Consider the following 20,316-nt stretch of genomic DNA (forward strand, 5'->3'; position numbering starts at 1 on the left):
GACCTATGGGCGGGTCCGGTCCTTCCGAAACCATCGCGCCTAAGAAATTTCCCCGCGCGTTTCACGCGCTCCTCGCGGACGCTGCGCTCCAAATTTCCCGTTCGCTCCGGTCCTCCGCTGCGCTGCGGCCCAACTGGGTTCGGGTGCCCGTCTCCCGCCCATCAACGGTCCGCCATCGCAAGGGAGAATAGTCTCCCGCGAGCAAATGGAGACGAACAATGCCTGCCATCGGTCATGTCACGAAGCAGAAAGACGGCAACTTCAAGGGTCAGCTCAAGACGCTGTCGTTCCGCGCCCCCATCGATATCCTGCTCAATCCGAGCAAGAATGGCGACACGCAACCCGACTATCGCGTGTATTCCGGCAACGTCGAGATCGGCGCGGGCTGGATCAAAAAGGGCCAGACCAGCGGCGAGAACTACGTGTCGCTGAGCTTTGCCGATCCCGCTCTGGGACGCTCGAAGCTTTACGCCAATCTCGGCCGCGCCGCCGGACAGGATGACGACGACGTGTTCGCAGTCATCTGGAATCCGGTCGATTGATCGGCACTCTCACGAAGCTCCGCGTCCGGCAACGGGCGCGGGGTTTCGTCGCGCTTGATCCTTCTTCACCCATCATCCGGCGAACCGCAGGGCCATGTCGTTCGCCGGTACGCGTGCCACGCGGGAGAACTTATCGTCGTCTTCGGGGGATGGCGGTCCTCCGTCGTCCACTCGCGACAGACACGACGAGGCGACGATGGACGACACGGCGCAGGATACCGCCCTCCGCGCAGCGAAGGCGAGAAAAGGTTCTCCGTTTCTTACGACGAAGGAGGCCGCGTACTTCCTCGGTTTGAAGCCGCACACGCTGGTCAAGATGCGTATGGAAGGGCGCGGTCCCAGCCATCGTCATCACGGACGCTACATCTTCTATCACATCGACGATCTCGAAGCCTGGTCGAAGGCGCAATCCAAATGAGCGCGCGCCAAACCGTCATCGCCACCCTTGCGGCCTGTGCTTTGATCGCAGACGGCGGACCGAAGACACCGCGTCTTGTCTGGAACGCGACCGCCAGCGCACCCATCGGTCTCTACCGAGCCGCGAGAGGCGAAACGCTTCACCGCGGCGATCTCGTTCTCGCCTTGCCATCACGGTCAATCCAGCAGTTCGCGGCAAGTCGCGGCTATCTCCCGTTCGGCGTACCATTGGTCAAACACGTTGCGGCTCTCGCGCATGATCGCATCTGCGCGCGTGGCGACACGATCACCATCAACGGTCATGTCGCCGTCATTCGCCTCACTGCCGACGGGAATCATCGTCCGCTGCCGGCATGGACGGGGTGTCAGACGCTCACACAATCGTCCGTTCTGCTGCTCAATCCCGACGTGCCGCAATCTTTCGACGGACGCTATTTCGGGCCGATCTCCACCACCGCCATCCTCGGAAAGTTGGTGCCGCTATGGACGCATTGAGCACAGTTTTGGGCTGTCTTTTGTGTGCCGCGCAGCCCAGCGATTTGCCACCTGCCATCGCGCACTGGGAGCCCATTATCGCGGCCGCGTCGGGTCGTTTTGACGTTCCCGAGCCGTGGATCGCCCACGTGATGGCAACGGAAAGTGGTGGCATGACCACGCTGAATGGTCGTCCCATCACATCAAGCGCGGGCGCAATGGGGCTGATGCAGATCATGCCACAGACTTACGAAGCGCTGCGTGCGCGCTATGGATTCGGAGCCGACGCCTACAATCCCCATGACAATGTCTTCGCAGGCGCAGCCTATCTTCATGAACTCTATCAGCGCTACGGCTACCCCAATCTGTTCGCGGCCTATAACGCCGGGCCGTCGCGACTCGACGACTTCTTGAACCGCGGACGGCCGCTTCCGCACGCGACCTCGACGTATGTGGCAGGGATTACCGGCACGAATTTAAGCGGTAGAGCGTCGTCACCTCTTTCTGAAGGCGGCGCTCCGAACACGCCACCCAGTGCGCTGTTCGTTGTCAATCGCGCCCATGAAACAAACACTACAGCTGGGGCTTCGGCGTCCTCTCTATTTGTGATGCTGTCCGCCGCGCAGCGCTGAGCCAGAAACGACATCCATCGTGAGCAACAGTCAGGAACCGAAGCGGAGAGGTCGACGCGAAGGCAAGATAAAGCAACGGCACCATCGGCACCGTTTTGCCAGTCTGCACATCGAGAATCCGTAGTGCCAACAAGAACCGTCATGGCACCACGCCGTCGCAAGCTCTTGAGAACGCTCACCGCAATGGCACCGATTGGACGCAAGGCCGAAAGCGCGCAGCGTCGGTCGCGACGACAGGAATGACTGCGATGCGCGACGACGACTTCGAGCCGAGGCCGGGCAAGATCGGCAACCGCCAGTCCAAGCGCGGGCGCAGTTATTTGCAGCGTGTCCTGCATGCATCCGTCTTAGCTGGCCCGCGAAGCGCCGCGCGGGCGTTCACCGGAAGCCGGATGGGGCGGGGCAGCGGCATCGGCCGAATGCTTTCGACCCGCGACCGCTATGCGGCGCTCCGGTCCCGCCGGGTGATCATCAAATCGCGCATCGTCAAACTGGCCGGCAAGGGGCTGGCGGCGGCCAAAGCGCATCTACGCTACATCCAGCGCGACGGCGTGACCCGCGACGGTCAGCCGGGGCAGCTCTATGACGCCGAGCGGGTCGGGGCCGACGGCAAGGCGTTCTTGGAGCGCGGGGCGGGCGACCGTCATCAGTTTCGCTTTATCGTCTCGGCCGAGGATGGCGCCGAGTACGAAGACCTGAAGCCTTTCGTACGCCGCCTGATGGCACAGATGGAGACCGATCTGGGCACCAAGCTCGACTGGGTGGCCGTCGATCATTTCAACACCGGCCATCCCCACACCCATGTGATGCTGCGCGGCAAGGACAACAAAGGCGAGGATCTGATCATCGCCCGCGACTACATCAGCCAGGGTATGCGCGAGCGCGCAGCGGAGATTGTGGCCTTCGACCTTGGTCCGCGCCCCGACCACGAGATCGAAGCCAGGCTGAGCAACGAGGTCGAACAGGACCGGTTCACCAGCCTGGACCGAAGCCTCCTGCGTCTCACGAACGACGAAGGCATTCTCGACGCGTCAAGCGGACGCGGTTCGCCGTTGGAGCGAACGCTTCTCGTCGCTCGCCTTCAGAAACTCGCGCGTCTGGAACTCGCGGACGAGATCGAGACGGGTCGCTGGCGCTTGGCGCCGAATATGGAAGACGTACTGCGCCGGATTGGCGAGCGCGGCGACATCATCAAGACCCTTCAGCACGCGTTGCAGGCGCACGGCGTGGCGCTCGATCCTTCTCAGCTTTCCGTGCAGGACGCGGGCGTCTCGCAAAGACTGGTCGGGGAGGTGGTCGCGCGTGGTCTCTCCGATGAGATCAATGACCGCTCCTATCTGGTGCTCAACGGCACGGACGGCCGGGCGCACTACGTCGACATTGGACGGGCGGACGAAGCGGCAGAGATTCGCCGCGGGATGCTGGTCGCGATCGAGCCTACGCATGGCGGAATTCGCGACGTCGACCGGACGGTCGCGCAGATCGCTGCCGACAATGCTGGCCGGTACAGCGTCGACCATCATCTGCGGAGCGATCCGTCCGCCTCCGTGGAGTTCGCGCAAGCCCATGTTCGGCGCTTGGAGGCGATGCGCCGCGCCGGCGGATTTGCCATCCGGGAAAAAGACGGTAGCTGGCAGATAGGGCCTGACCATCTGGCGAAGGTCGAGGCGTACGAACATGACCGCGCCCGGCTGGTCCCGGTCCGTATCGAAACCCTGTCTCGTGCTCCCTTGGTGCAGCAGATCGGCGCCGACGGCGTCACCTGGCTCGACAAGCAGATCGTGGCCCGCGAGCCGGAAGCGGTGACCACCATCGGGTTTGGGCGCGAGGTGCGCGACGCGCTCCAGCGCCGGCGCCAATGGCTGATGGCGGAAGACCTGGCGCGCCAGGACAACGGCGCGTTCACGGTCCGCGCCGACCTGCTAGCGTCGCTGCAGCGGCGCGAGCTTACGCGTGTGGCGGGCCAGCTCTCCGCCGAGCTTGGCCTGATGTACAGCGAAACCAAACCGGGTGACCGCATCGAGGGCGTCTACCGCCGCGCGGTGGACCTGGCGAGTGGCCGATTCGCACTGATCGAGAAGGCACGGGATTTCACGTTGGTCCCGTGGCGCCCGGTCCTGGAACGCAGACTCGGACAGACGGTCTCGGGGATTTCGCGCGGGGAAACAATCTCTTGGACCCTGGGTCGGCAGCGTGGCGGCCCCGCCATTGAATGAGTCGTCGCCATCGGCTATCACCCGCGCCCCTTAAGGCAACCCCGGGTCGGAGGCTCGGTGATGGAAGCGCTCGTCAAAGAGGCATTGAACAAACTGTCCTGGCCGCTGCTGGAGGCCGGATTGGCGAGTGCCATCGATGACGCCTGCTTCGGAGAGTTGCTCGGACACCTGCGGCGGTGCGCGGCGCTCATCGTGCAGAGGCCCGACAAGGCGCGCGAATTGCGGCGAGACGCCTTTCTCGCTGGGCTGCGCGCCTTCGCGGCCGGTCAGGGAAAGGACTTTGCGGAGAAAGCCGCTGCGTTGGAGCACGATCTCCGCCGCATCGAAGCGGGCTATCGCGGCATCCTGACGACTCTGGCGATGAGCCCGGTGGCGATCTTCACCCCAGCGGAGCGGATTGCCGGACTGCTCAGAACGGTGGAGCAGCTCTACAAGCAGGTGGTCGCCGCGAGTGATCGCGCGATGCGCAAGGGCAAGACCTTTTCGCCGACGTTCATGCTGCAGGACGATCAGGGCATTTCCTTCAACGCGGACGGCGCGCTGTCCGCGATGGTGGATGTCATGGGCATGACTCTCAAGATGGAGGCGCATGGCGCGGGGTGGTTCGATCTCCAGGGTCGGCTGGTGCTGCCCGCCCTGCCGGTGGCCTCCGAGGACCTTGTTCGCCTCTCGGACGTCACCGCCCACCTGGCGAACTGGTGGCGGCGCTGGCTGCGCACGGAGACGCGGTTTCGCTACTGGGGTGGTGAGCTGAGCGAGCATGACATGACCTCGGCGGCGAACGGTCTGACCGCGGTGGTCGAGTATATGCCCGCAGGCTCGGTCGCCGAAGAGCTGGATTACATCGCCAACGAACGGCTCAACGACCGCCTGGTGCAGACGTTCATGGAGATGATGACCCAGACACCGCTGGCGACGGCGGGCAAGGGGATCGACAACCCGCTGCCGATTGGCCGCGGCAGTATGGTATCGGAACGCGAGGGCCATGCCGCTGTCTCGCTCTGTGAAATCCTCGCCTATGACATTCTGGCGAGCGACGAACGGCCGGGCGGTCTCCGTGTCGTCGAGTGGCTACGCGGCTATGCGGTGCTGCACGCTTTGGCCGAGCGCGAAGCGCAAAAGGCAAACCCCATCTATCTGCCCATGTTCGACGCGGCAGAGCTGCTGGCGGTGCTCGAACGCTGCGGTCTGTCGGCAAAGGCGGCAAACGTCTTCGTCAACCGTGTCACCTTCGGTCGCAAGAGTTGGGATCTCTTCGACCACCCGCTGTTGCGAACTGCCGATGGCAACTACCTCCTGTTCGGTGCCGCGATCATGCCGGCCGACCTCGCGCGCATTACGCTCTCCGCCATCGCCAATCTGGGCGTGTCTCTCGCCCGCAAGGGCAAGGCCTTCGAGGAAGACACAAGGCGTCGCCTGAAGGCGCAGCCTGGGCTCTCGGTGTATGCGTTCAAAGCCAACCGGGGCGGCGAGGAGTTTGAGTACGATGCCGTTGTGGTGTGTGGCGACTATCTCTTTGTCTTGGAGTGCAAGAACCGCAGCCTATCGGGCCACGATCCGATGCAAGCCTATTATTTCGACCGCGAGACACGATCGCATGTCCGTCAGGTTCAGCGCCTCGTGCAGGCGCTGAAGACGTATCCCGACATCTTGGAGACGCATATCGGGGCGCATGCTCTGACGCTGGAGGTCGTCCCCTGCGTGGTGAACTCGCTACCTTTTGCAGTTCCAGGTGGAATCGATGGCGTGTACTTCACCGATGCGTCGGCGCTGAAGTGGTTCTTCGAAAATGGAACGCTGCGGCAGGTGGCGGCGCACCGGCTGCCGAAGGAACACCGTCTCCTCCATCGCTCGGTGCTGAAATCCTACTGGGAGGGCGATGTGCCGACCCCGAAAGATTTGTTGCGCCAGCTGCAATCGCCTTTTCAGATCGAGCTCATGCGCGCGCACATGTCCGTCGCAGAGCTGCAGTTCGGTATTGGACCCACGACCTTTGGTGTCTCCCATGAGTACACCCGCACAGCTCCAACCACGGAGTCGCTCATCGACTTCGCAGGCGCCAACATCGCCGTGCTGCGTAAAGAACGGCAGATGGCGCGGATGGTCACGGCCCTTCGCAAGAAGCACGAACGAGACCAGCTCGTCGCCGGTGTCCGGGCGGGGCGCAATCGCCGCAATTAGTCCGCGCATCGTTGACTGACGCCACCGCAAACGCGGGGCCAGACGCCGCTAGAAATCCATGTTGGAGTAGCGATCCATCAGCTGACCGAGGTGATCGGAGAACGCTGTCATGGCTTCCTCCGAAACCATCGCGGCCTGATACTCGCCGCTCTGTGCCATGGTCAGGATCAGCGGCATGCCGTGGTCCTGGATGTAGAGCTTGGCAGGCGCGCGGGCGCCCGACCACAGATGGGCGACAAAGGCCTCCAACAATTCGATCGCATCGTGATCGACAAATTCGATGCCGCGACCGAAGCGAAAAGACGCCGCGTCCTCTTGGTGCGGTAGCCGAACCGGGACGGTGCCGCAATTGGAATGGAACAGGAAAGCTTCGCCATCCTTGCCGAAAGCGCCGTGCGCCACGAAATTACGCAGCTGCCGACGGATCGCGATCAGCTCACCGTAGAAGCGCTTGTCTTCCACGTCTGTGAGGTCGAGGCCTGCCTTGTACTTCGTCGCCCAGTTCGCCGAGGCGAGCTTGGCGACCTCGTCGCCGGTCGTGCAGCGGCTCTGCAGGATCGCCAAGAGAATGAACACGTGCTCGGTCCAGCTAAAGAAGCTTTCGATGGTCGAAAGTGCCAGCCATTTTGCCTGTCGCCGCAAGGCAACGCTTGGTCGCGAGATGGTCCAGGCATTCGGACGAATATCGGTCCGAATGGTTTCATCCTTGCGGCGTTCGGCCTCCGCGCGGACCTCTTTGTAACGGTCAGCAAAATAGCGGTAGCGCTCGAACAATTCTCCGGCCTTGTTCACGACGTTGAGTTGGGATGCCCGCACCGCCTCCGCAGCCCGCCAAGTGAAATAGGGCTCAGCCGCCTTGACGCCGCGCCGGATCAGTTCCGCCACCTCGGCCGCGTCGTTCTCGTCGGTAGGTGCGTCGCCCCCGAACACGCCGATTCCAAATTTGCGATGCTCGATCAGGAACGCGCGGCCCCGCAGGTCCACGGGAACCGACCAGGCGATCTTCTCGAATTGGCCGAGGTTCTTGAATCCCAGCAAATCCACGAGCAGGAAGTAGACCAGATAGTACTCTGGCAAACGTGCGGCCATCCGCCTTCCCGTGAAGAGAAAGTCCTTCGCGGCGGAGGATTGTGGCGTGGCGGCGGTCAAGGGCGCGATCGCGCGCTGCACCGCTTCTCGGATGGGAGCAATATCCAACGGCCCGGACCTTCTGTCTGCTGCACAAGCCTAGCACTGAAGGGCCGAACTGCAGGCCTGCCGCTAAGGCGTTTCTGCAGTGGTCGCGTGATCCAGCCGTGCAACGGTTGTGAGCCCGGCGGCCAAGCCCGCGACCACTGCGAAGAGGATACGCCAACCCGCGTTTGATATCCCCAACTCCGTGATTTGCCAGACGATCGTGAAGCCGACATAAGCAGCAGGAAGTGCGCATGTGATCGCCGCCGCGATCCTGAGCGCCCGGCATTCGCTGCGGGAGGCCCAGCCCGCCAAGGCCCAACTCGCCATTCCCGCTGCTAGCCCGACGACGGCGGAGCCCGCACCCGCACCGAGCGATAGCGCCCACCAGCCCGCGGTGAATCCGACAAACACTGGCAATGCGTGGACTGCGACCCGCCACAGCAGCCCACACAGGGCCAACACAGCGCCGATCGCCATCAACAGAAACATCGAATCCTCCTAGCGCACCCGGAGGCGCGGCGATCAGTGCTGGGGTTGGGAGCCTGGGCGGCGCTCTGCGCTTCGCGAAGGGACACCCGAATTCTATTCCAACAGCTTCGCAATGCCAGAGAATTTTCTGCCGTTCGCGCAAATCGTGATGGTCGCGACGCCAAAGCAAACACAATCCATCTTGGTCCATCACAAGGCCGATTGAGCGGAAGACGTGTTCGTCCGAAGAGTCGCTCGCGCACAAACGCGGGCAGCACCTTCCATGACGCCGACCAAGTTTCTTGTGGGACAGATAGCGATCGTCTTTGCGGTCGTGATCTTCGGCGTCTGGTTCGCCACTGAATGGTGCGCTTGGCATCTCGACTTCCAGCCACGCCTCGGCGCGCCTTGGTTCCTTGTGCACGGCTGGCCGATCTATCTGCCGTGGCGGCTGTTCGAGTGGTGGTACGCCTACGAGGCCTACGCGCCGTCGCTGTTCAACCATGCCGGTGCCATTGCGGCGGGCAGCGGCTTCGCGGGCATCGCGGTTGCGATCATCGGCTCGCTCTACCGCGCCCGGCAAAACAAGCTGGTCACGACCTACGGCTCTTCGCGCTGGGCACGTGACCGGGAGATCGCGCATGCCGGACTGTTTCGGGCGGCGGGCGTATTCTTGGGCCAACTCGAGGGTCGCTATCTGCGCCATGACGGGCCCGAACACGTCATGGCCTTTGCGCCGACGCGGTCCGGCAAAGGCGTTGGTCTTGTCATTCCCACGCTGTTGTCCTGGACAGGTAGCACCGTTGTGCACGACATCAAGGGCGAGAACTGGCAGCTGACCGCCGGCTGGCGTGCCAAGTTCTCGCACGCCTTGTTGTTCAATCCGACCGATCCGCGCTCGTCCCGCTACAACCCGCTGCTTGAAGTCCGCAAAGGTCCCAATGAGGTCCGCGATGTGCAGAACATCGCCGACATCCTCGTCGATCCCGAGGGTGCGCTGGAGAAGCGCAACCATTGGGAAAAGACCAGTCACTCCCTGCTGGTCGGGGTGATCCTCCACGTTCTCTATGCCGAGGAAGAGAAGACTCTCGCACGGGTCGCGACCTTCCTCTCCGACCCCCAGCGCTCCTTCCAGCACACGTTGCGCAAGATGATGGAGACCAACCATCTGGGCACGCTGGATGAACCCTTCGTACATCCCGTTGTGGCCTCGGCCGCGCGCGAAGTCCTAAACAAGTCCGAGAACGAGCGCTCCGGCGTGCTGTCGACCGCCATGTCGTTTCTGGGTCTCTATCGCGATCCGGTCGTCGCGCGCACCACGGCAGGCTGCGACTGGCGGATCGCCGATCTGGTCGATGCCGAACGCCCGGTCTCGCTCTACCTGGTCGTGCCGCCGTCCGATATCTCGCGCACCAAGCCGCTGGTGCGCCTGGTGCTCAACCAGATCGGGCGGCATCTGACCGAGCGGCTGGAAGGCGATCCCGGCAAGTCGCGCCGCCACAAGCTGCTGATGATGCTGGACGAGTTTCCGGCACTGGGGCGGTTGGACTTCTTCGAGACCGCGCTCGCCTTCATGGCCGGCTACGGCATCCGGGCGTACCTCATCGCCCAATCGCTCAACCAGATCTCCAAGGCCTATGGCGAGAACAACGCCATTCTGGACAATTGCCATGTCCGCATCGCGTTCTCCTCCAACGACGAACGCACCGCCAAGCGTATTTCCGATGCGCTGGGTACGGCCACCGAGCTGCGCGCGCAGCGCAACTATGCCGGTCACCGCCTGTCGCCCTGGCTCAGTCACGTCATGGTCAGTCGGCAAGAGACGGCGCGTCCGCTTCTGACCCCCGGCGAAGTGATGCAGCTGCCGCCCGCCGACGAACTGGTGCTGGTGTCGGGCCTGGCGCCGATCCGCGCCAAGAAGCTTCGCTATTACGAAGACAGCAATTTCCTGCGTCGCGTCGAAGCGACCCCGGACCTGTCCGCGACGGTCTATCGCGATCGCCCACCCCCGCGGCGCGACGATTGGAGCGGGCAGATCCGCGGCGTGCATATCGATCTGTCGCGTCCGCTCGACCGCGAGTTCGGCACCGCCGACGCCGGCGGCGGCGATCTTCAGCGCCAGCCCTGGGCACCCGACGAAAGTGAACCGAAGCGTGACGACGCACCGACAGTCGAGACGGCCCTGTTCGAGGACGATGACCCGCAATCGGACAAGCAGACCCTCGATGCCGTCGCTCGCGCGCACGCGATGAACGAAGGCGATCTGCACAAACATGCCTCGCACGATCTGTTGCCGGAGTTCTGACGATGAAGCCCCGGCAGAATCTGTATCTGGATGAAGACCTCTCAGCAGAGCTAGAACGCCTGGCCAAGAAGCCCGGCACGTCAAAATCGGCGATCGTCGCCGAAGCGCTCAAGACCCTGTTCGAGCGCAAGGGATCGAAGGAGCTCGACGACAAGCTCAAGCCCCGACTCGACAAGCTGTCCCATCAGCTCAACCGCATCGAACGCAACCAGCGGGTGCTGATCGAGAGCCTCGCGCTCTATATCCGGTTCCACTTCTCGATCCTGCCGCCATTGCCCGAAGCAGATCAAGCGGCGGGCCGGGCGCTCGCCGCCGACCGCTTCCAGGCCTTCATCGACCAGGTCGGCCGTCGCGTCGCCGGTGGCAAGAGCGTCGTCGACGACGTCTTCGGCCGTATGGCGGAAAGCGAGACGCCGCAATGAGCGTCACCCACCCGCAATCGAACGAACGCCGCCGCACCATGCTGCGCACCGCTATGGGCACCGAGATCGCCGCGGCCCTTGCCGATCCGCTGGTGGTTGAAGTCATGGTCAACCCGGACGGCGCACTCCGGCTGGATCGGCTGGGCGAGGGCCGCATAGACACGCGCGTCCGCCTCGGCGCAGCGGAGGTGGAACGCATCATCCGTATGGTCGCCTCGCACATCCGCTTGGAAGTGCATGGCGGCAATCCGATTGTCAGCGCCGAGCTGCCGGAGTCGGGTGAGCGCTTCGAGGGCTTGTTGCCGCCCGTCTCCAGTGCACCGTGTTTCTCGATCCGCAAGCCGGCCGCCAAGATATACACGCTGGAAGACTACGTCTCGGACCGCATCCTGCTTCCCGCGCAGGCCGACCTGATGAAGCGCGCGGTCCACGACCGCAAGAACATCCTGGTCGCGGGCGGTACCAGCTCCGGCAAGACCACCTTCGCCAACGCGCTTCTGGCCGAGATGGCGACGCGCGACGAACGGGTGATCCTGATCGAGGATACGCGCGAGCTGCAATGCGCCGCGCCGGACTGCGTGTCCCTGCGCACCAAGCCGGGCGTCGTCAATCTCGCCGCCCTGGTCCGCTCGACCCTTCGCCTGCGTCCCGATCGCATCATCGTCGGCGAAGTGCGGGGCGCCGAAGCGCTCGACATGCTCAAGGCCTGGAACACGGGTCATCCGGGCGGCATCGCCACGGTGCATGCCAATTCGGCGCGCGCCGCGCTCTACCGGCTCGAACAGCTCATCCAGGAAAGCGTCGTCACCGTGCCGCGGCGACTGATCGCCGAGGCCATCGACATCCTGGTGTTCATCCAGGGCCGCGGACTGTCACGGCGCATCGAGACCATCGCCGAACTGACCGGCCTCGAGACAGACGGCGACTACGCCGTCAAAGAACTCTCATCCATCCGACTGCAAGCGCTCTAGAGGAGACCTTCATGCGCCTTTGTGAATTCGCTTCCGCCCTTCGCACCTTCATCGCAGGCGCGGCGCTTACACTGTTCGTGTGCAGACCGGCCTGGGCCTCCGGGACCAACATGCCCTGGGAGCAGCCGCTGCAGCAGGTTCTGGACTCGGTACAGGGACCCGTCGCCAAGATCATCGCAGTGCTGATCATCATTGTGACCGGCCTGACGCTGGCCTTCGGCGAGACCTCGGGCGGCTTCCGCCGCCTGATTCAGATCGTGTTCGGCATCTCCATCGCCTTCGCCGCGTCGAGCTTCTTCCTCTCCTTCTTCTCCTTCGGTGGCGGGGCGCTCGTCTGATGCAGGGCGACATCGAGGGCTTCGAGGTGCCGCTGCACCGCTCGCTGACCGAGCCGATCCTGTTGGGCAGCGCGCCGCGCGCCATCGCCATCGTCAACGGCACGATCGCGGCGGCGCTGGGACTGGGTCTGCAGATGTGGCTGGCCGGCGTGGTGCTCTGGATCGTCGGGCACTCGCTCGCGGTGTTTGCGGCCAAGCGCGATCCCGATTTCGCGACCGTCCTCATCCGCCATCTGCGTCAGAAGGCCTATCTCGCATGCTGAATCTCTCCGAGTATCGCGCGCATCCGCACCGCCTCGCCGATCATCTGCCCTGGGCGCTGCTCATCGGCCCGGGCATTGTGCTGAACAAGGACGGCTCGTTTCAGAAGAGTTTTCGGTTTCGTGGACCCGATCTCGAAAGCGCCACGCAAGCCGAACTCGTCTCGACCTGCGCGCGGTTGAACAACGTGCTGCGGCGGTTCGGCTCCGGATGGGCGCTGTTCTTCGAGGCCGAGCGGCATGAGGCGCCGCACTATCCCAGTTCGGAGTTTCCGGAGGCCGCGTCTTGGCTGGTGAACGAGGAACGCCGCGCCCAGTTCCAGCGCGCGGGTTACGAAGCGTCCCCGCAGGCCGCGTTCCGCTCTGGCGAACACTACGAGAACAGCTACACGCTGACACTTATATATATGCCAACGCCGGACGCAGCATCCGGTGCAGAACGGGCACTGCTGGAACGCGCCGAGGAAGAGAAGGCGCGGGACTGGCATCAGGAGCTGGTCAATTTTACCGCCGAGTGCGCGCGGGTCTTCGATCTTCTCTCCGGCATCATGCCGGAGATCGCCGAACTCGATGATGCCGAGACACTCACCTACCTGCACGGCACGATCTCGACCAAGCGCTTCCAGCTCGCCTCACCGAACGCGCCGATCTATCTCGATTCCATTCTGCCGGACGAGCCGCTGAGCACAGGCCTCGAGCCGATGTTGGGCAACCACTATGTCCGCACGCTCACGATGCTCGGCTTCCCCAACAGCACGCGGCCCGGGATCCTCGACGGTCTCAATCATCTGGATTTTCCCTATCGCTGGACGACGCGTTTCATCGCCCTCGACAAGACCGAGGCAACCAAGGCGCTGACCAAGCTGCGCCGGCAGTGGTTCAACAAGCGCAAGTCCATCACCGCGCTAATGCGCGAAGTGCTGTACAACGAACCGGTCCAGCTCCTGGACTCGGACGCCGACAACAAGGTGGTAGACGCTGATCTCGCGCTCCAGGCGTTGGGCGGCGATCACGTCAGCTTTGGCTATCTGACCACCACGGTGGTGGTGCTCGACACGGACCGCGATCGCGCCGACGACAAAATCCGTGCCGTCGAGCGCGTGATCCATGGCGCTGGCTTCACGACCATCCGCGAGAGCATCAACGTGGTTGAAGCGTGGCTCGGCTCTCTGCCGGGGCATGTCTACGCCAATGTCCGCCAGCCGCTGATCCATACCCTCAATCTGGCGCATCTGTTGCCGCTGTCGTCGGTCTGGGCGGGGCCGGAAAAAGACGCCCATCTCAACGGACCGCCCTTGTTCGTGGCCGAGACCTCCGGGTCGACGCCGTTCCGCTTCGCCATCCATGTCGGTGACGTCGGCCATACCCTGATCGTCGGACCTACCGGCGCCGGCAAGTCGGTGTTGCTGGCGCTCATCGCCTTGCAATTCCGGCGCTATCCGGACTCCCAGATCACCATCTTCGACAAGGGCAATTCGGCGCGTGCGGCTGTGCTCGCCATGGGCGGCGCGCATCACGCCTTGGGTTCGGACGGATCGCTGGCCTTCCAGCCCCTGGCGCGGATCGACGATCCAGCCGAGCGCAGCTGGGCCGCGGAATGGATCGCCTCGCTGCTGGCGCATGAGAAGGTCCACGTCACGCCGGAGGTGAAGGAAACCGTGTGGTCGGCGCTGTCCAATCTCGCGAGCGCGCCGAAGCCCGAACGCACCATGACGGGCTTGTCAGTCTTGCTGCAGTCGAACGCGCTGAAGTCCGCGTTGATGCCTTACACCCTGGAGGGACCGTTCGGCCGCTTGCTGGACGCCGACAGCGACGCGCTCGCGCTGGCCGACATCCAGTGCTTCGAGACCGAGACCCTGATGCATGAGGCAAGCGCGGTCATGCCGGTGCTCACCTATCTCTTCCACCGGCTGGAAGAGCGCTTTGATGGCCGCCCGACGCTGCTCGTGTTGGACGAGGCCTGGGTATTTCTCGACGACCCGCTATTCGCTGCCCGCATCCGCGAGTGGCTGAAGACCCTACGCAAGAAGAACGTCTCCGTCGTCTTCGCCACACAGTCGCTGGCCGACATCGCCAACAGCTCGATCGCGCCGGCGATCATCGAGTCCTGCCCGCAGCGCATTTTCCTGGCCAACGACCGTGCCGTCGAACCGCAGGCGCAGGAGGCCTATGCGCGCTTTGGCCTGAACGCGCGCCAAATCGACCTCATCGCGCGGGCCACACCCAAGCGGCACTACTACCTGCAATCGCGCCGCGGCAACCGGCTGTTCGAGCTGGGGCTAGGTCCGATCGCGCTCAGTTTTTGCGGCGTGTCCGATCCGGCCAGCCAGACCCTGATCGACGCGATCCTGGTCAAGCCATCCGATCAGGCGTTCGCCGCGGAGTTTCTGTTCGCGCGCGGCCTCGAATGGGCCGTGCCGTTACTGGGGGAGTTCACCAGCAACCTCAAGGAGACCACCCATGAAACGTAGGCTTCTCTCGATCCTGCTCGCCACGACACTCGGAGTCGGCGCAATTGCGTTACCGGCCCACGCGCAGATGGCCGTGTTCGACGGCTCGAACTTCTCGCAGAACGTGCTCCAGGCCGCGCGTGCCCTCCAGCAGATCAACAACCAGATCCAGCAACTGCAGAACGAAGCCGCCATGTTGCAGAACATGGGGAAGAACCTGACGTCGCTCAACACGTCGCAGCTTTCCACCATGATCTCGGCGCTCAGCCAGATCAGCAGCCTGATGAACCAGGGCAACGGCATCGCCTTCAACCTCAACGCCACCAACAGCTTCTGGAGTTCATCGTTTCCCGGCAGCTATCCGCTCGGCACCTCGTCGACAACGCTGGCATCGACCGCGTTGTCCCGTTGGCAGGAGGCGATGGCGGCCTATCAACAGACGCTGCAAGTGCAGGCCCAGGTCGCCCAGAACGTGCAAGCCGATGCGACGACGCTCGCGTCTCTGGTCAACACCAGCCAAGGCGCTATCGGCAACCTGCAGGCGCTGCAGGCGACCAACCAGCTGCTAGCGCTGGCCACCAAGCAGCAACTGCAGGTCCAAAACCTGATGGCCGCACAGTACCGCGCCAACTCGCTCGATACCGCCCGCAAGGCCGAGGACGAGACGGCCGCACAGAGCGCCTTCACCACCTTCATCGGCAACGGTCAGGCTTACACCGCCCAATAGGGGTTTTGTTGTCGCCATGAACGACTTCAACGTCATCGACAATTTCCTGCAGACCTTCATTCGGTACATCGACAGCGGCTTTGGCTTGTTGTCAGGGAGCGTTGCGGGGCTGGCGTCGATCCTGGTGGCGATCGATGTGACCTTGGCAGCCGTGTTCTGGCTGCTCGATGGCGAAGCCAATGTCATGGCGCGGCTGATCAAGAAGGTGCTCTATGTCGGCGCCTTCGCCTTCATCATCAACAACTTCTCCAACCTCGCGACCATCGTCTACAACTCGTTCTCGCAGCTCGGCCTGCAGGCGAGCGCAAACAATCTGAGCCCACAAGATCTGTTGCGGCCCGGCAAGCTTGCCGGCACCGGTTTCCAGGCGGCATGGCCGCTCCTGCAGGAAGCCGGCAAGCTGATGGGCTTCACGTCGTTTTTCAACCACGTCGTGACCATCCTGGTGCTGGTCGGCGCCTGGTTCATCGTCGTGCTGGCGTTCTTCATTCTCGCTGTCCAGCTCTTCATCACCATCCTGGAGTTCAAGCTCACCACGCTCGCCGGATTCGTGCTGGTGCCGTTCGCGCTCTGGAACAAAACCTCGTTCCTCGCCGAGCGCGTGCTTGGCAACGTCGTCTCGACCGGCGTCAAGGTGATGGTGCTGGCCGTCATCATCGGCATCGGATCCAGCTTCTTCAGCCAGTTCATCAATGCCCTCGGCAGCCAGGAGCCGACGCTCTCAAGCGCCATGACCTTGGTGCTCGCGGCACTGTCGCTCTTCGGCCTCGGCATCTTCGGCCCCGGCATCGCAAGCGGCCTTGTTTCCGGCGGCCCACAGCTGGGTGCGGGCGCCGCCATCGGCGCGACGGGCGCCCTGATCGGCGGCGCGGCGCTTGGCGGCGCGGCGGCCGCGGGTGCCGCGCGCGCGGTGGCCGGCGGCGGCATGGCGGCTATTCGGGCTGGCTCGGCGATGACTGCGAGCGCTGCAAATGCCGTTGGGCCATCGAATCCTGGCAGTCCCGGAGGCCCGGCCGGCGCGCCGCCGTCGGGTGCGACCAGATCAACCACACCATTGCCATCCGCAAACGGTCAGCCGTCCCCCCGCGGCGCGACCGATGGCGGCGGGTCCAGTGCGACGCCACCCGCCTGGGCCCGCCGTCTCCGTTCCCAGCAACAACGGCGCGGCCACAGCCAAGCCGTCCAACAAGCCATCAAGGAAGGCGATCGCCCAGCCCAGGGCGCCGCGCCCGATCTCGAACAGGAGTGAGCATGTTTAAACGCACTGTCCAACGCTACGGCCTGACACCCGAACCTGTGACGCCCTACCAGAAAGCGGCCCAGCTCTGGGACGACCGCATAGGCTCGTCACGCGTGCAGGCGAAGAACTGGCGGCTGATAGCGTTTGGTTCGCTCGTGCTCTCCGGCGCGCTGGCTGGTGGTCTCATCTGGCAGTCGCTACAGAGCAGGGTCATTCCGTATGTCGTGCGCGTCGATCGTCTGGGTGTGGCTCAAGCGGTTGCCCCTGCGACTGCCAACTATCAACCCGACGACACCGAGATCGCTTACTTCCTGGCGAAGTTCGTCACCGATGTGCGGTCGCTCTCCATCGATCCGGTGGTCGTGCGCAATGACTGGCTCGAGGCCTATGACTTCGCGACAGATCACGGCGCGGTGTTCCTCAACGAGTACGCCCGCATAAACGATCCGTTCAAACAGGTCGGTGCGCGCACCGTCTCGGTGCAGGTCTCCAGCGTTGTGCGCGTGTCGGACGGATCGTTTCAGGTGAAGTGGGTCGAGCAGACCTACGACCATGACGCGCTCGCCAAGACTGAGCACTGGACTGCGATCCTGTCGGTCGTGACCAAGGATCCGCCCAACGCCGAGGTGCTGCGCAAGAACCCGCTCGGTCTCTACGTCAACGGCATCAACTGGTCGCGCGAACTCGCGCCCGACACCCACTGAAGGAGAACCTCATGTCTGTTCGCAAACATGTTCTGCTGTCGACCGCGGTCGCTTTGCTGCTCGGTGGCTGTGCTGCCACCACTGGTGCCGCGGCGCCGCCTACGCCTTTGGTCCCGGCCGCGCTGCAGCGTGATCCGGCGCCCGCTTCGCCGGCACCGGTCGTACAAGCGGGTGCGGTCATTGGGCCGCAACTGCACATTCAGCCCGTTCGCGAAGCCGAGCCGGCGACCGCGCGGGTCGACGTCGCCAACCATCTCGCGCTGCGCGAGCCGACCAGCGCTGGCTACATCAACGCGGCCCAAATCTACCCCTTCTCGGACAACGCGCTGTACCGGCTCTATGCCGCGCCGGGACAGGTGACGGATATCGCCCTAGAACCGGGCGAGACGCTGAGTGCGATCTCTGCCGGCGACACGGTGCGTTGGGCGGTGGGCGATACCGCGAGCGGCGCCGGCACATCGCGGCAGGTGCATGTGATGGTCAAACCGTTCGCGGCCGGGCTGACGACGAACCTCGTGATCCTTACCGACAAGCGGGCCTACCACCTTCAGCTTGCCAGCACCGAGCGCACCGCGATGGCGGCTCTATCCTGGAGCTATCCGCAGGAAGCGCTCATTGTGGCACGCGCCGCGGCCGAACAGGGGCCGCCGACCATCGACACCGGCCTGCAGCTCGACGATCTCAAATTCCGCTACGCGATCAGCGGGGACAGCCCGCCCTGGAAACCGGTGCGCGTCTTCGACGACGGCAAGAAGGTCTACATCCAGTTTCCGGAGCAGATCGATCGCGGCGAGGCGCCGCCGCTCTTTGTCGTGGGCCAGGATGGCCGGAGCGAGCTCGTCAACTATCGAATGCGCGGCAACTTCTATGTCGTGGACCGGCTATTCAGCAGAGCCGAACTGCGCCTGGGCCAAGACTCACAACAGGTCGTGCGCATCACGCGGAGCGAAGACAAGCCGCACAAGGGCGGGCTCGCCGGATTGTTCGGAGGCTGACCATGGCGGAGCCAAATCCCCCTCCCAAGGTCGATCCCGAAACCCTGGTCCTGCGCGCCTCCCCGCGTAAGGTCGTACGCTTCAAGCGCAATCTCCTGATCGGCATCGCCGCCGTCGGGGCCGTCGCGATCTTCGGGACAACCTGGTTTGCATTGCGCAACACGAACCTGTTGCACCGCCCGGGTTCCGACGAGCTCTACAACACCGATCGCAAACCGACGCCCGAAGGGCTTGCGGCCCTGCCGCCCAGCTACGACAAGATCCGGTTGGGCGCACCGCTGCCTGGTGACCTCGGAAAGCCGGTGGTGGATCGCGAGCGGAGCTTGGGCCTGTCGCCCGCGGATCAGAGCTTTCATCCCAATCCGGAAGACGACGCGGCACGGGCCGAGCGTATTCGCCTGGCGCAGCAACAGCGGCAGGCGATGGAAGCGGGCGTGTTCTTCCAGATCGCAGAGAAGTCGGCGCTTGCCGGCGCCGCCAATGCGACAGTGGCGCCGACCCTCCCGGCGTCGGAGTCGGCCCCGACCAATCCAACAGCGGCGCTGTCGCTCGATCCGACGAAGGACCCGAACAATCAGGGGCGCAAGCTGGACGTCCTGAACGGCAAGACCGACGACTCGGTCTACAATCAGCACGCGCTGCAGCAGCCGTTGTCGCCTTATGAGGTGATGGCCGGATCGATCATCCCGGCAAGCCTGATCTCGGGTTTGAATTCTGATTTGCCGGGCCTGGTCATCGCACAGGTAACAGAACCGGTGTACTGCTCATTGGATACCGCCGCGGTTTGTATTCCGCAGGGCTCGCGCCTCATAGGCAGCTACGATAGCGTGATCGCATTCGGGCAGAGCCGGGCACTGGTTGTATGGCAGCGGATCATCATGCCCAACGGCATGTCGATCCAGATCGACAACCTGCCGGCGTCGGACACCAGCGGTTATGCGGGGCTCGAGGATGACGTCGACTATCACACCTGGACCTTGCTCAAGGGCATCGCGATGTCGACCCTGCTTGGTGTTGGCGGCCAAGTCGCGTTCGGTAGTAGCAACAGCGATCTGGTGCAGGTGATCCGCGAGTCGACGCAGGAAAGCACCAACCAGGCGGGCCAGGCGCTAGTCGAAAAGGACCTGAACATCCAGCCCACCATCACCGTGCGGCCCGGCTGGCCATTGCGCGTCATCGTGCACAAGGACCTCGTCCTCAAACCTTACAGCGGATGATTGCCATGGCGCTGCGGCTTGCCAAGCTTCCCGATCGCACACCGGTCAAGGTCACCATGACGGTGAGCCCGGAGTTGCACCGGATGCTGCAGGAGTATGCCGCGTTCTATACCAAAACCTATGGCAGCGAAGAAGCTGTCGCCGAGCTCTGTCCCTACATGCTGCAGACCTTCATGGAGGCGGACAAAGGATTTCAGAAGGCCCGCAAGGGCGCCGATGCAAGAACCACGGAAGAGGAGTCGTAGCATGGCGATCATCGGACATTTCACGGCGTCCAAAGACGGCGGATGGGAAGGGACGATCCAGACACTCACCATCAACACGAAAGTGCGGCTCGTGCCGAACGACAACCTGTCGAGCGAGAAGGCACCAGCGTTTCGTGTATTTGCTGGCAAGTCAGAGGTTGGCGCTGCGTGGAAGGCACGGTCGCAAGGCGACAACCCGCGCGACTATCTCAGTCTAAGGCTTGAAGACCCAAGTTTGACGGACGCTATGTCGGCCGCACTGTTTGAAGCTGAAGACGGACGGCAGGCGACGTTGGTGTGGAGTCGTCAGAGGTCATTGGTATCCGATTGACGTCG

21 protein-coding genes are annotated in these 20,316 nt (G+C 63.7%); 19 read left to right on the top strand and 2 right to left on the bottom strand.

Translation table 11 applies throughout. The features are described from left to right. Positions 1-218: 218 nt before the first annotated feature. The 6 genes from WDM91_19350 (at position 219) to WDM91_19375 (ending at position 6,462) form a co-directional block, all read left to right on the top strand. Complete coding sequence (locus tag WDM91_19350) at positions 219-542, top strand: DUF736 family protein (protein ID MEI9996764.1); 324 nt, start codon at positions 219-221, stop codon at positions 540-542. A 196-nt stretch (positions 543-738) separates the two neighbouring features. Continuing rightward, entirely contained in the window at positions 739-960 is a 222-nt protein-coding gene (locus tag WDM91_19355; GenBank protein ID MEI9996765.1) for a helix-turn-helix domain-containing protein, read from the top strand. After that, entirely contained in the window at positions 957-1,454 is a 498-nt protein-coding gene (locus WDM91_19360) for a S26 family signal peptidase (GenBank protein MEI9996766.1), read from the top strand. The genes WDM91_19355 and WDM91_19360 overlap by 4 nt, the downstream gene beginning before the upstream one ends. Beyond that, positions 1,442-2,065, top strand: coding sequence for a lytic transglycosylase domain-containing protein (locus WDM91_19365; GenBank protein ID MEI9996767.1), 624 nt, complete (start codon positions 1,442-1,444; stop codon positions 2,063-2,065). The genes WDM91_19360 and WDM91_19365 overlap by 13 nt, the downstream gene beginning before the upstream one ends. Positions 2,066-2,313: 248 nt before the next feature. Continuing rightward, the gene (gene rlxS / locus WDM91_19370) at positions 2,314-4,281 is read left to right on the top strand and encodes a relaxase/mobilization nuclease RlxS (GenBank protein ID MEI9996768.1); all 1,968 of its coding nucleotides are present in this window, start codon (positions 2,314-2,316) and stop codon (positions 4,279-4,281) included. Positions 4,282-4,341: 60 nt separating this feature from the next. Then, positions 4,342-6,462, top strand: a complete 2,121-nt coding sequence (locus WDM91_19375) for a nuclease-related domain-containing protein (GenBank protein MEI9996769.1) — start codon at positions 4,342-4,344, stop codon at positions 6,460-6,462. Between the two features lie 48 nt (positions 6,463-6,510). Here WDM91_19375 and WDM91_19380 read toward each other — a convergent pair whose 3' ends face one another. Both WDM91_19380 and WDM91_19385 read right to left on the bottom strand, forming a co-directional pair. Further along, positions 6,511-7,659, bottom strand: coding sequence for a hypothetical protein (locus WDM91_19380; protein MEI9996770.1), 1,149 nt, complete (start codon positions 7,657-7,659; stop codon positions 6,511-6,513). 63 nt (positions 7,660-7,722) lie between these two features. Continuing rightward, complete coding sequence (locus WDM91_19385; protein MEI9996771.1) at positions 7,723-8,127, bottom strand: hypothetical protein; 405 nt, start codon at positions 8,125-8,127, stop codon at positions 7,723-7,725. 262 nt (positions 8,128-8,389) lie between these two features. Between WDM91_19385 and WDM91_19390 the strand changes: the two genes are divergently transcribed. Genes WDM91_19390 through WDM91_19450 form a run of 13 tightly spaced genes read left to right on the top strand, consistent with a single transcriptional unit; the run spans position 8,390 to position 20,311 of the window. Continuing rightward, entirely contained in the window at positions 8,390-10,411 is a 2,022-nt protein-coding gene (locus WDM91_19390) for a conjugal transfer protein TraG (protein MEI9996772.1), read from the top strand. 2 nt (positions 10,412-10,413) lie between these two features. Next, positions 10,414-10,833, top strand: a complete 420-nt coding sequence (locus tag WDM91_19395; GenBank protein MEI9996773.1) for a CopG family transcriptional regulator — start codon at positions 10,414-10,416, stop codon at positions 10,831-10,833. Further along, on the top strand, positions 10,830-11,804 hold the full coding sequence (gene trbB / locus WDM91_19400; protein ID MEI9996774.1) for a P-type conjugative transfer ATPase TrbB: 975 nt from the start codon (positions 10,830-10,832) through the stop codon (positions 11,802-11,804). Before WDM91_19395 ends, trbB begins: the two co-directional genes overlap by 4 nt. An 11-nt stretch (positions 11,805-11,815) precedes the next feature. Continuing rightward, positions 11,816-12,142: a TrbC/VirB2 family protein gene (locus tag WDM91_19405; GenBank protein ID MEI9996775.1), complete on the top strand. Its 327-nt coding sequence runs from the start codon at positions 11,816-11,818 to the stop codon at positions 12,140-12,142. After that, positions 12,142-12,405: a VirB3 family type IV secretion system protein gene (locus WDM91_19410; GenBank protein ID MEI9996776.1), complete on the top strand. Its 264-nt coding sequence runs from the start codon at positions 12,142-12,144 to the stop codon at positions 12,403-12,405. Before WDM91_19405 ends, WDM91_19410 begins: the two co-directional genes overlap by 1 nt. Next, positions 12,399-14,873, top strand: a complete 2,475-nt coding sequence (gene trbE / locus WDM91_19415; protein ID MEI9996777.1) for a conjugal transfer protein TrbE — start codon at positions 12,399-12,401, stop codon at positions 14,871-14,873. Before WDM91_19410 ends, trbE begins: the two co-directional genes overlap by 7 nt. Beyond that, positions 14,863-15,579, top strand: coding sequence for a P-type conjugative transfer protein TrbJ (gene trbJ, locus WDM91_19420; GenBank protein ID MEI9996778.1), 717 nt, complete (start codon positions 14,863-14,865; stop codon positions 15,577-15,579). The genes trbE and trbJ overlap by 11 nt, the downstream gene beginning before the upstream one ends. A 16-nt stretch (positions 15,580-15,595) precedes the next feature. Continuing rightward, positions 15,596-16,828: a P-type conjugative transfer protein TrbL gene (trbL, locus tag WDM91_19425; protein MEI9996779.1), complete on the top strand. Its 1,233-nt coding sequence runs from the start codon at positions 15,596-15,598 to the stop codon at positions 16,826-16,828. A 2-nt stretch (positions 16,829-16,830) separates the two neighbouring features. Further along, positions 16,831-17,523, top strand: a complete 693-nt coding sequence (gene trbF / locus WDM91_19430; GenBank protein ID MEI9996780.1) for a conjugal transfer protein TrbF — start codon at positions 16,831-16,833, stop codon at positions 17,521-17,523. Between the two features lie 11 nt (positions 17,524-17,534). Continuing rightward, positions 17,535-18,518 carry a P-type conjugative transfer protein TrbG gene (trbG, locus tag WDM91_19435; GenBank protein ID MEI9996781.1) on the top strand — a complete coding sequence of 328 codons (984 nt, stop codon included), beginning with the start codon at positions 17,535-17,537 and terminating at the stop codon, positions 18,516-18,518. Between the two features lie 2 nt (positions 18,519-18,520). Beyond that, positions 18,521-19,735: a TrbI/VirB10 family protein gene (locus WDM91_19440; protein MEI9996782.1), complete on the top strand. Its 1,215-nt coding sequence runs from the start codon at positions 18,521-18,523 to the stop codon at positions 19,733-19,735. A 5-nt stretch (positions 19,736-19,740) separates the two neighbouring features. Further along, the gene (locus WDM91_19445; protein MEI9996783.1) at positions 19,741-19,980 is read left to right on the top strand and encodes a DUF2274 domain-containing protein; all 240 of its coding nucleotides are present in this window, start codon (positions 19,741-19,743) and stop codon (positions 19,978-19,980) included. A gap of 1 nt (position 19,981) precedes the next feature. Then, a complete protein-coding gene (locus tag WDM91_19450) occupies positions 19,982-20,311 on the top strand; it encodes a DUF736 family protein (protein ID MEI9996784.1) in 330 nt (109 codons plus the stop codon). The last annotated feature ends 5 nt before the right edge of the window (positions 20,312-20,316 follow it).

This window comes from Rhizomicrobium sp., from assembly GCA_037200385.1.
Taxonomy (GTDB): domain Bacteria; phylum Pseudomonadota; class Alphaproteobacteria; order Micropepsales; family Micropepsaceae; genus Rhizomicrobium.

Excerpts from the sequence above, each read along its gene's own strand:
- trbL (MEI9996779.1), top strand. The coding sequence starts at position 15,596 with ATGAACGACTTCAACGTCATCGACAATTTCCTGCAGACCTTCATTCGG.
- trbF (MEI9996780.1), top strand. The coding sequence starts at position 16,831 with ATGTTTAAACGCACTGTCCAACGCTACGGCCTGACACCCGAACCTGTG.
- WDM91_19445 (MEI9996783.1), top strand. The coding sequence starts at position 19,741 with ATGGCGCTGCGGCTTGCCAAGCTTCCCGATCGCACACCGGTCAAGGTC.
- trbB (MEI9996774.1), top strand. The coding sequence starts at position 10,830 with ATGAGCGTCACCCACCCGCAATCGAACGAACGCCGCCGCACCATGCTG.
- WDM91_19405 (MEI9996775.1), top strand. The coding sequence starts at position 11,816 with ATGCGCCTTTGTGAATTCGCTTCCGCCCTTCGCACCTTCATCGCAGGC.
- trbE (MEI9996777.1), top strand. The coding sequence starts at position 12,399 with ATGCTGAATCTCTCCGAGTATCGCGCGCATCCGCACCGCCTCGCCGAT.
- WDM91_19390 (MEI9996772.1), top strand. The coding sequence starts at position 8,390 with ATGACGCCGACCAAGTTTCTTGTGGGACAGATAGCGATCGTCTTTGCG.
- WDM91_19360 (MEI9996766.1), top strand. The coding sequence starts at position 957 with ATGAGCGCGCGCCAAACCGTCATCGCCACCCTTGCGGCCTGTGCTTTG.
- WDM91_19355 (MEI9996765.1), top strand. The coding sequence starts at position 739 with ATGGACGACACGGCGCAGGATACCGCCCTCCGCGCAGCGAAGGCGAGA.
- trbJ (MEI9996778.1), top strand. The coding sequence starts at position 14,863 with ATGAAACGTAGGCTTCTCTCGATCCTGCTCGCCACGACACTCGGAGTC.
- WDM91_19395 (MEI9996773.1), top strand. The coding sequence starts at position 10,414 with ATGAAGCCCCGGCAGAATCTGTATCTGGATGAAGACCTCTCAGCAGAG.
- WDM91_19450 (MEI9996784.1), top strand. The coding sequence starts at position 19,982 with ATGGCGATCATCGGACATTTCACGGCGTCCAAAGACGGCGGATGGGAA.
- WDM91_19365 (MEI9996767.1), top strand. The coding sequence starts at position 1,442 with ATGGACGCATTGAGCACAGTTTTGGGCTGTCTTTTGTGTGCCGCGCAG.
- WDM91_19440 (MEI9996782.1), top strand. The coding sequence starts at position 18,521 with ATGGCGGAGCCAAATCCCCCTCCCAAGGTCGATCCCGAAACCCTGGTC.
- WDM91_19350 (MEI9996764.1), top strand. The coding sequence starts at position 219 with ATGCCTGCCATCGGTCATGTCACGAAGCAGAAAGACGGCAACTTCAAG.
- rlxS (MEI9996768.1), top strand. The coding sequence starts at position 2,314 with ATGCGCGACGACGACTTCGAGCCGAGGCCGGGCAAGATCGGCAACCGC.
- trbG (MEI9996781.1), top strand. The coding sequence starts at position 17,535 with ATGTCTGTTCGCAAACATGTTCTGCTGTCGACCGCGGTCGCTTTGCTG.
- WDM91_19375 (MEI9996769.1), top strand. The coding sequence starts at position 4,342 with ATGGAAGCGCTCGTCAAAGAGGCATTGAACAAACTGTCCTGGCCGCTG.
- WDM91_19410 (MEI9996776.1), top strand. The coding sequence starts at position 12,142 with ATGCAGGGCGACATCGAGGGCTTCGAGGTGCCGCTGCACCGCTCGCTG.
- WDM91_19385 (MEI9996771.1), bottom strand. The coding sequence starts at position 8,127 with ATGTTTCTGTTGATGGCGATCGGCGCTGTGTTGGCCCTGTGTGGGCTG.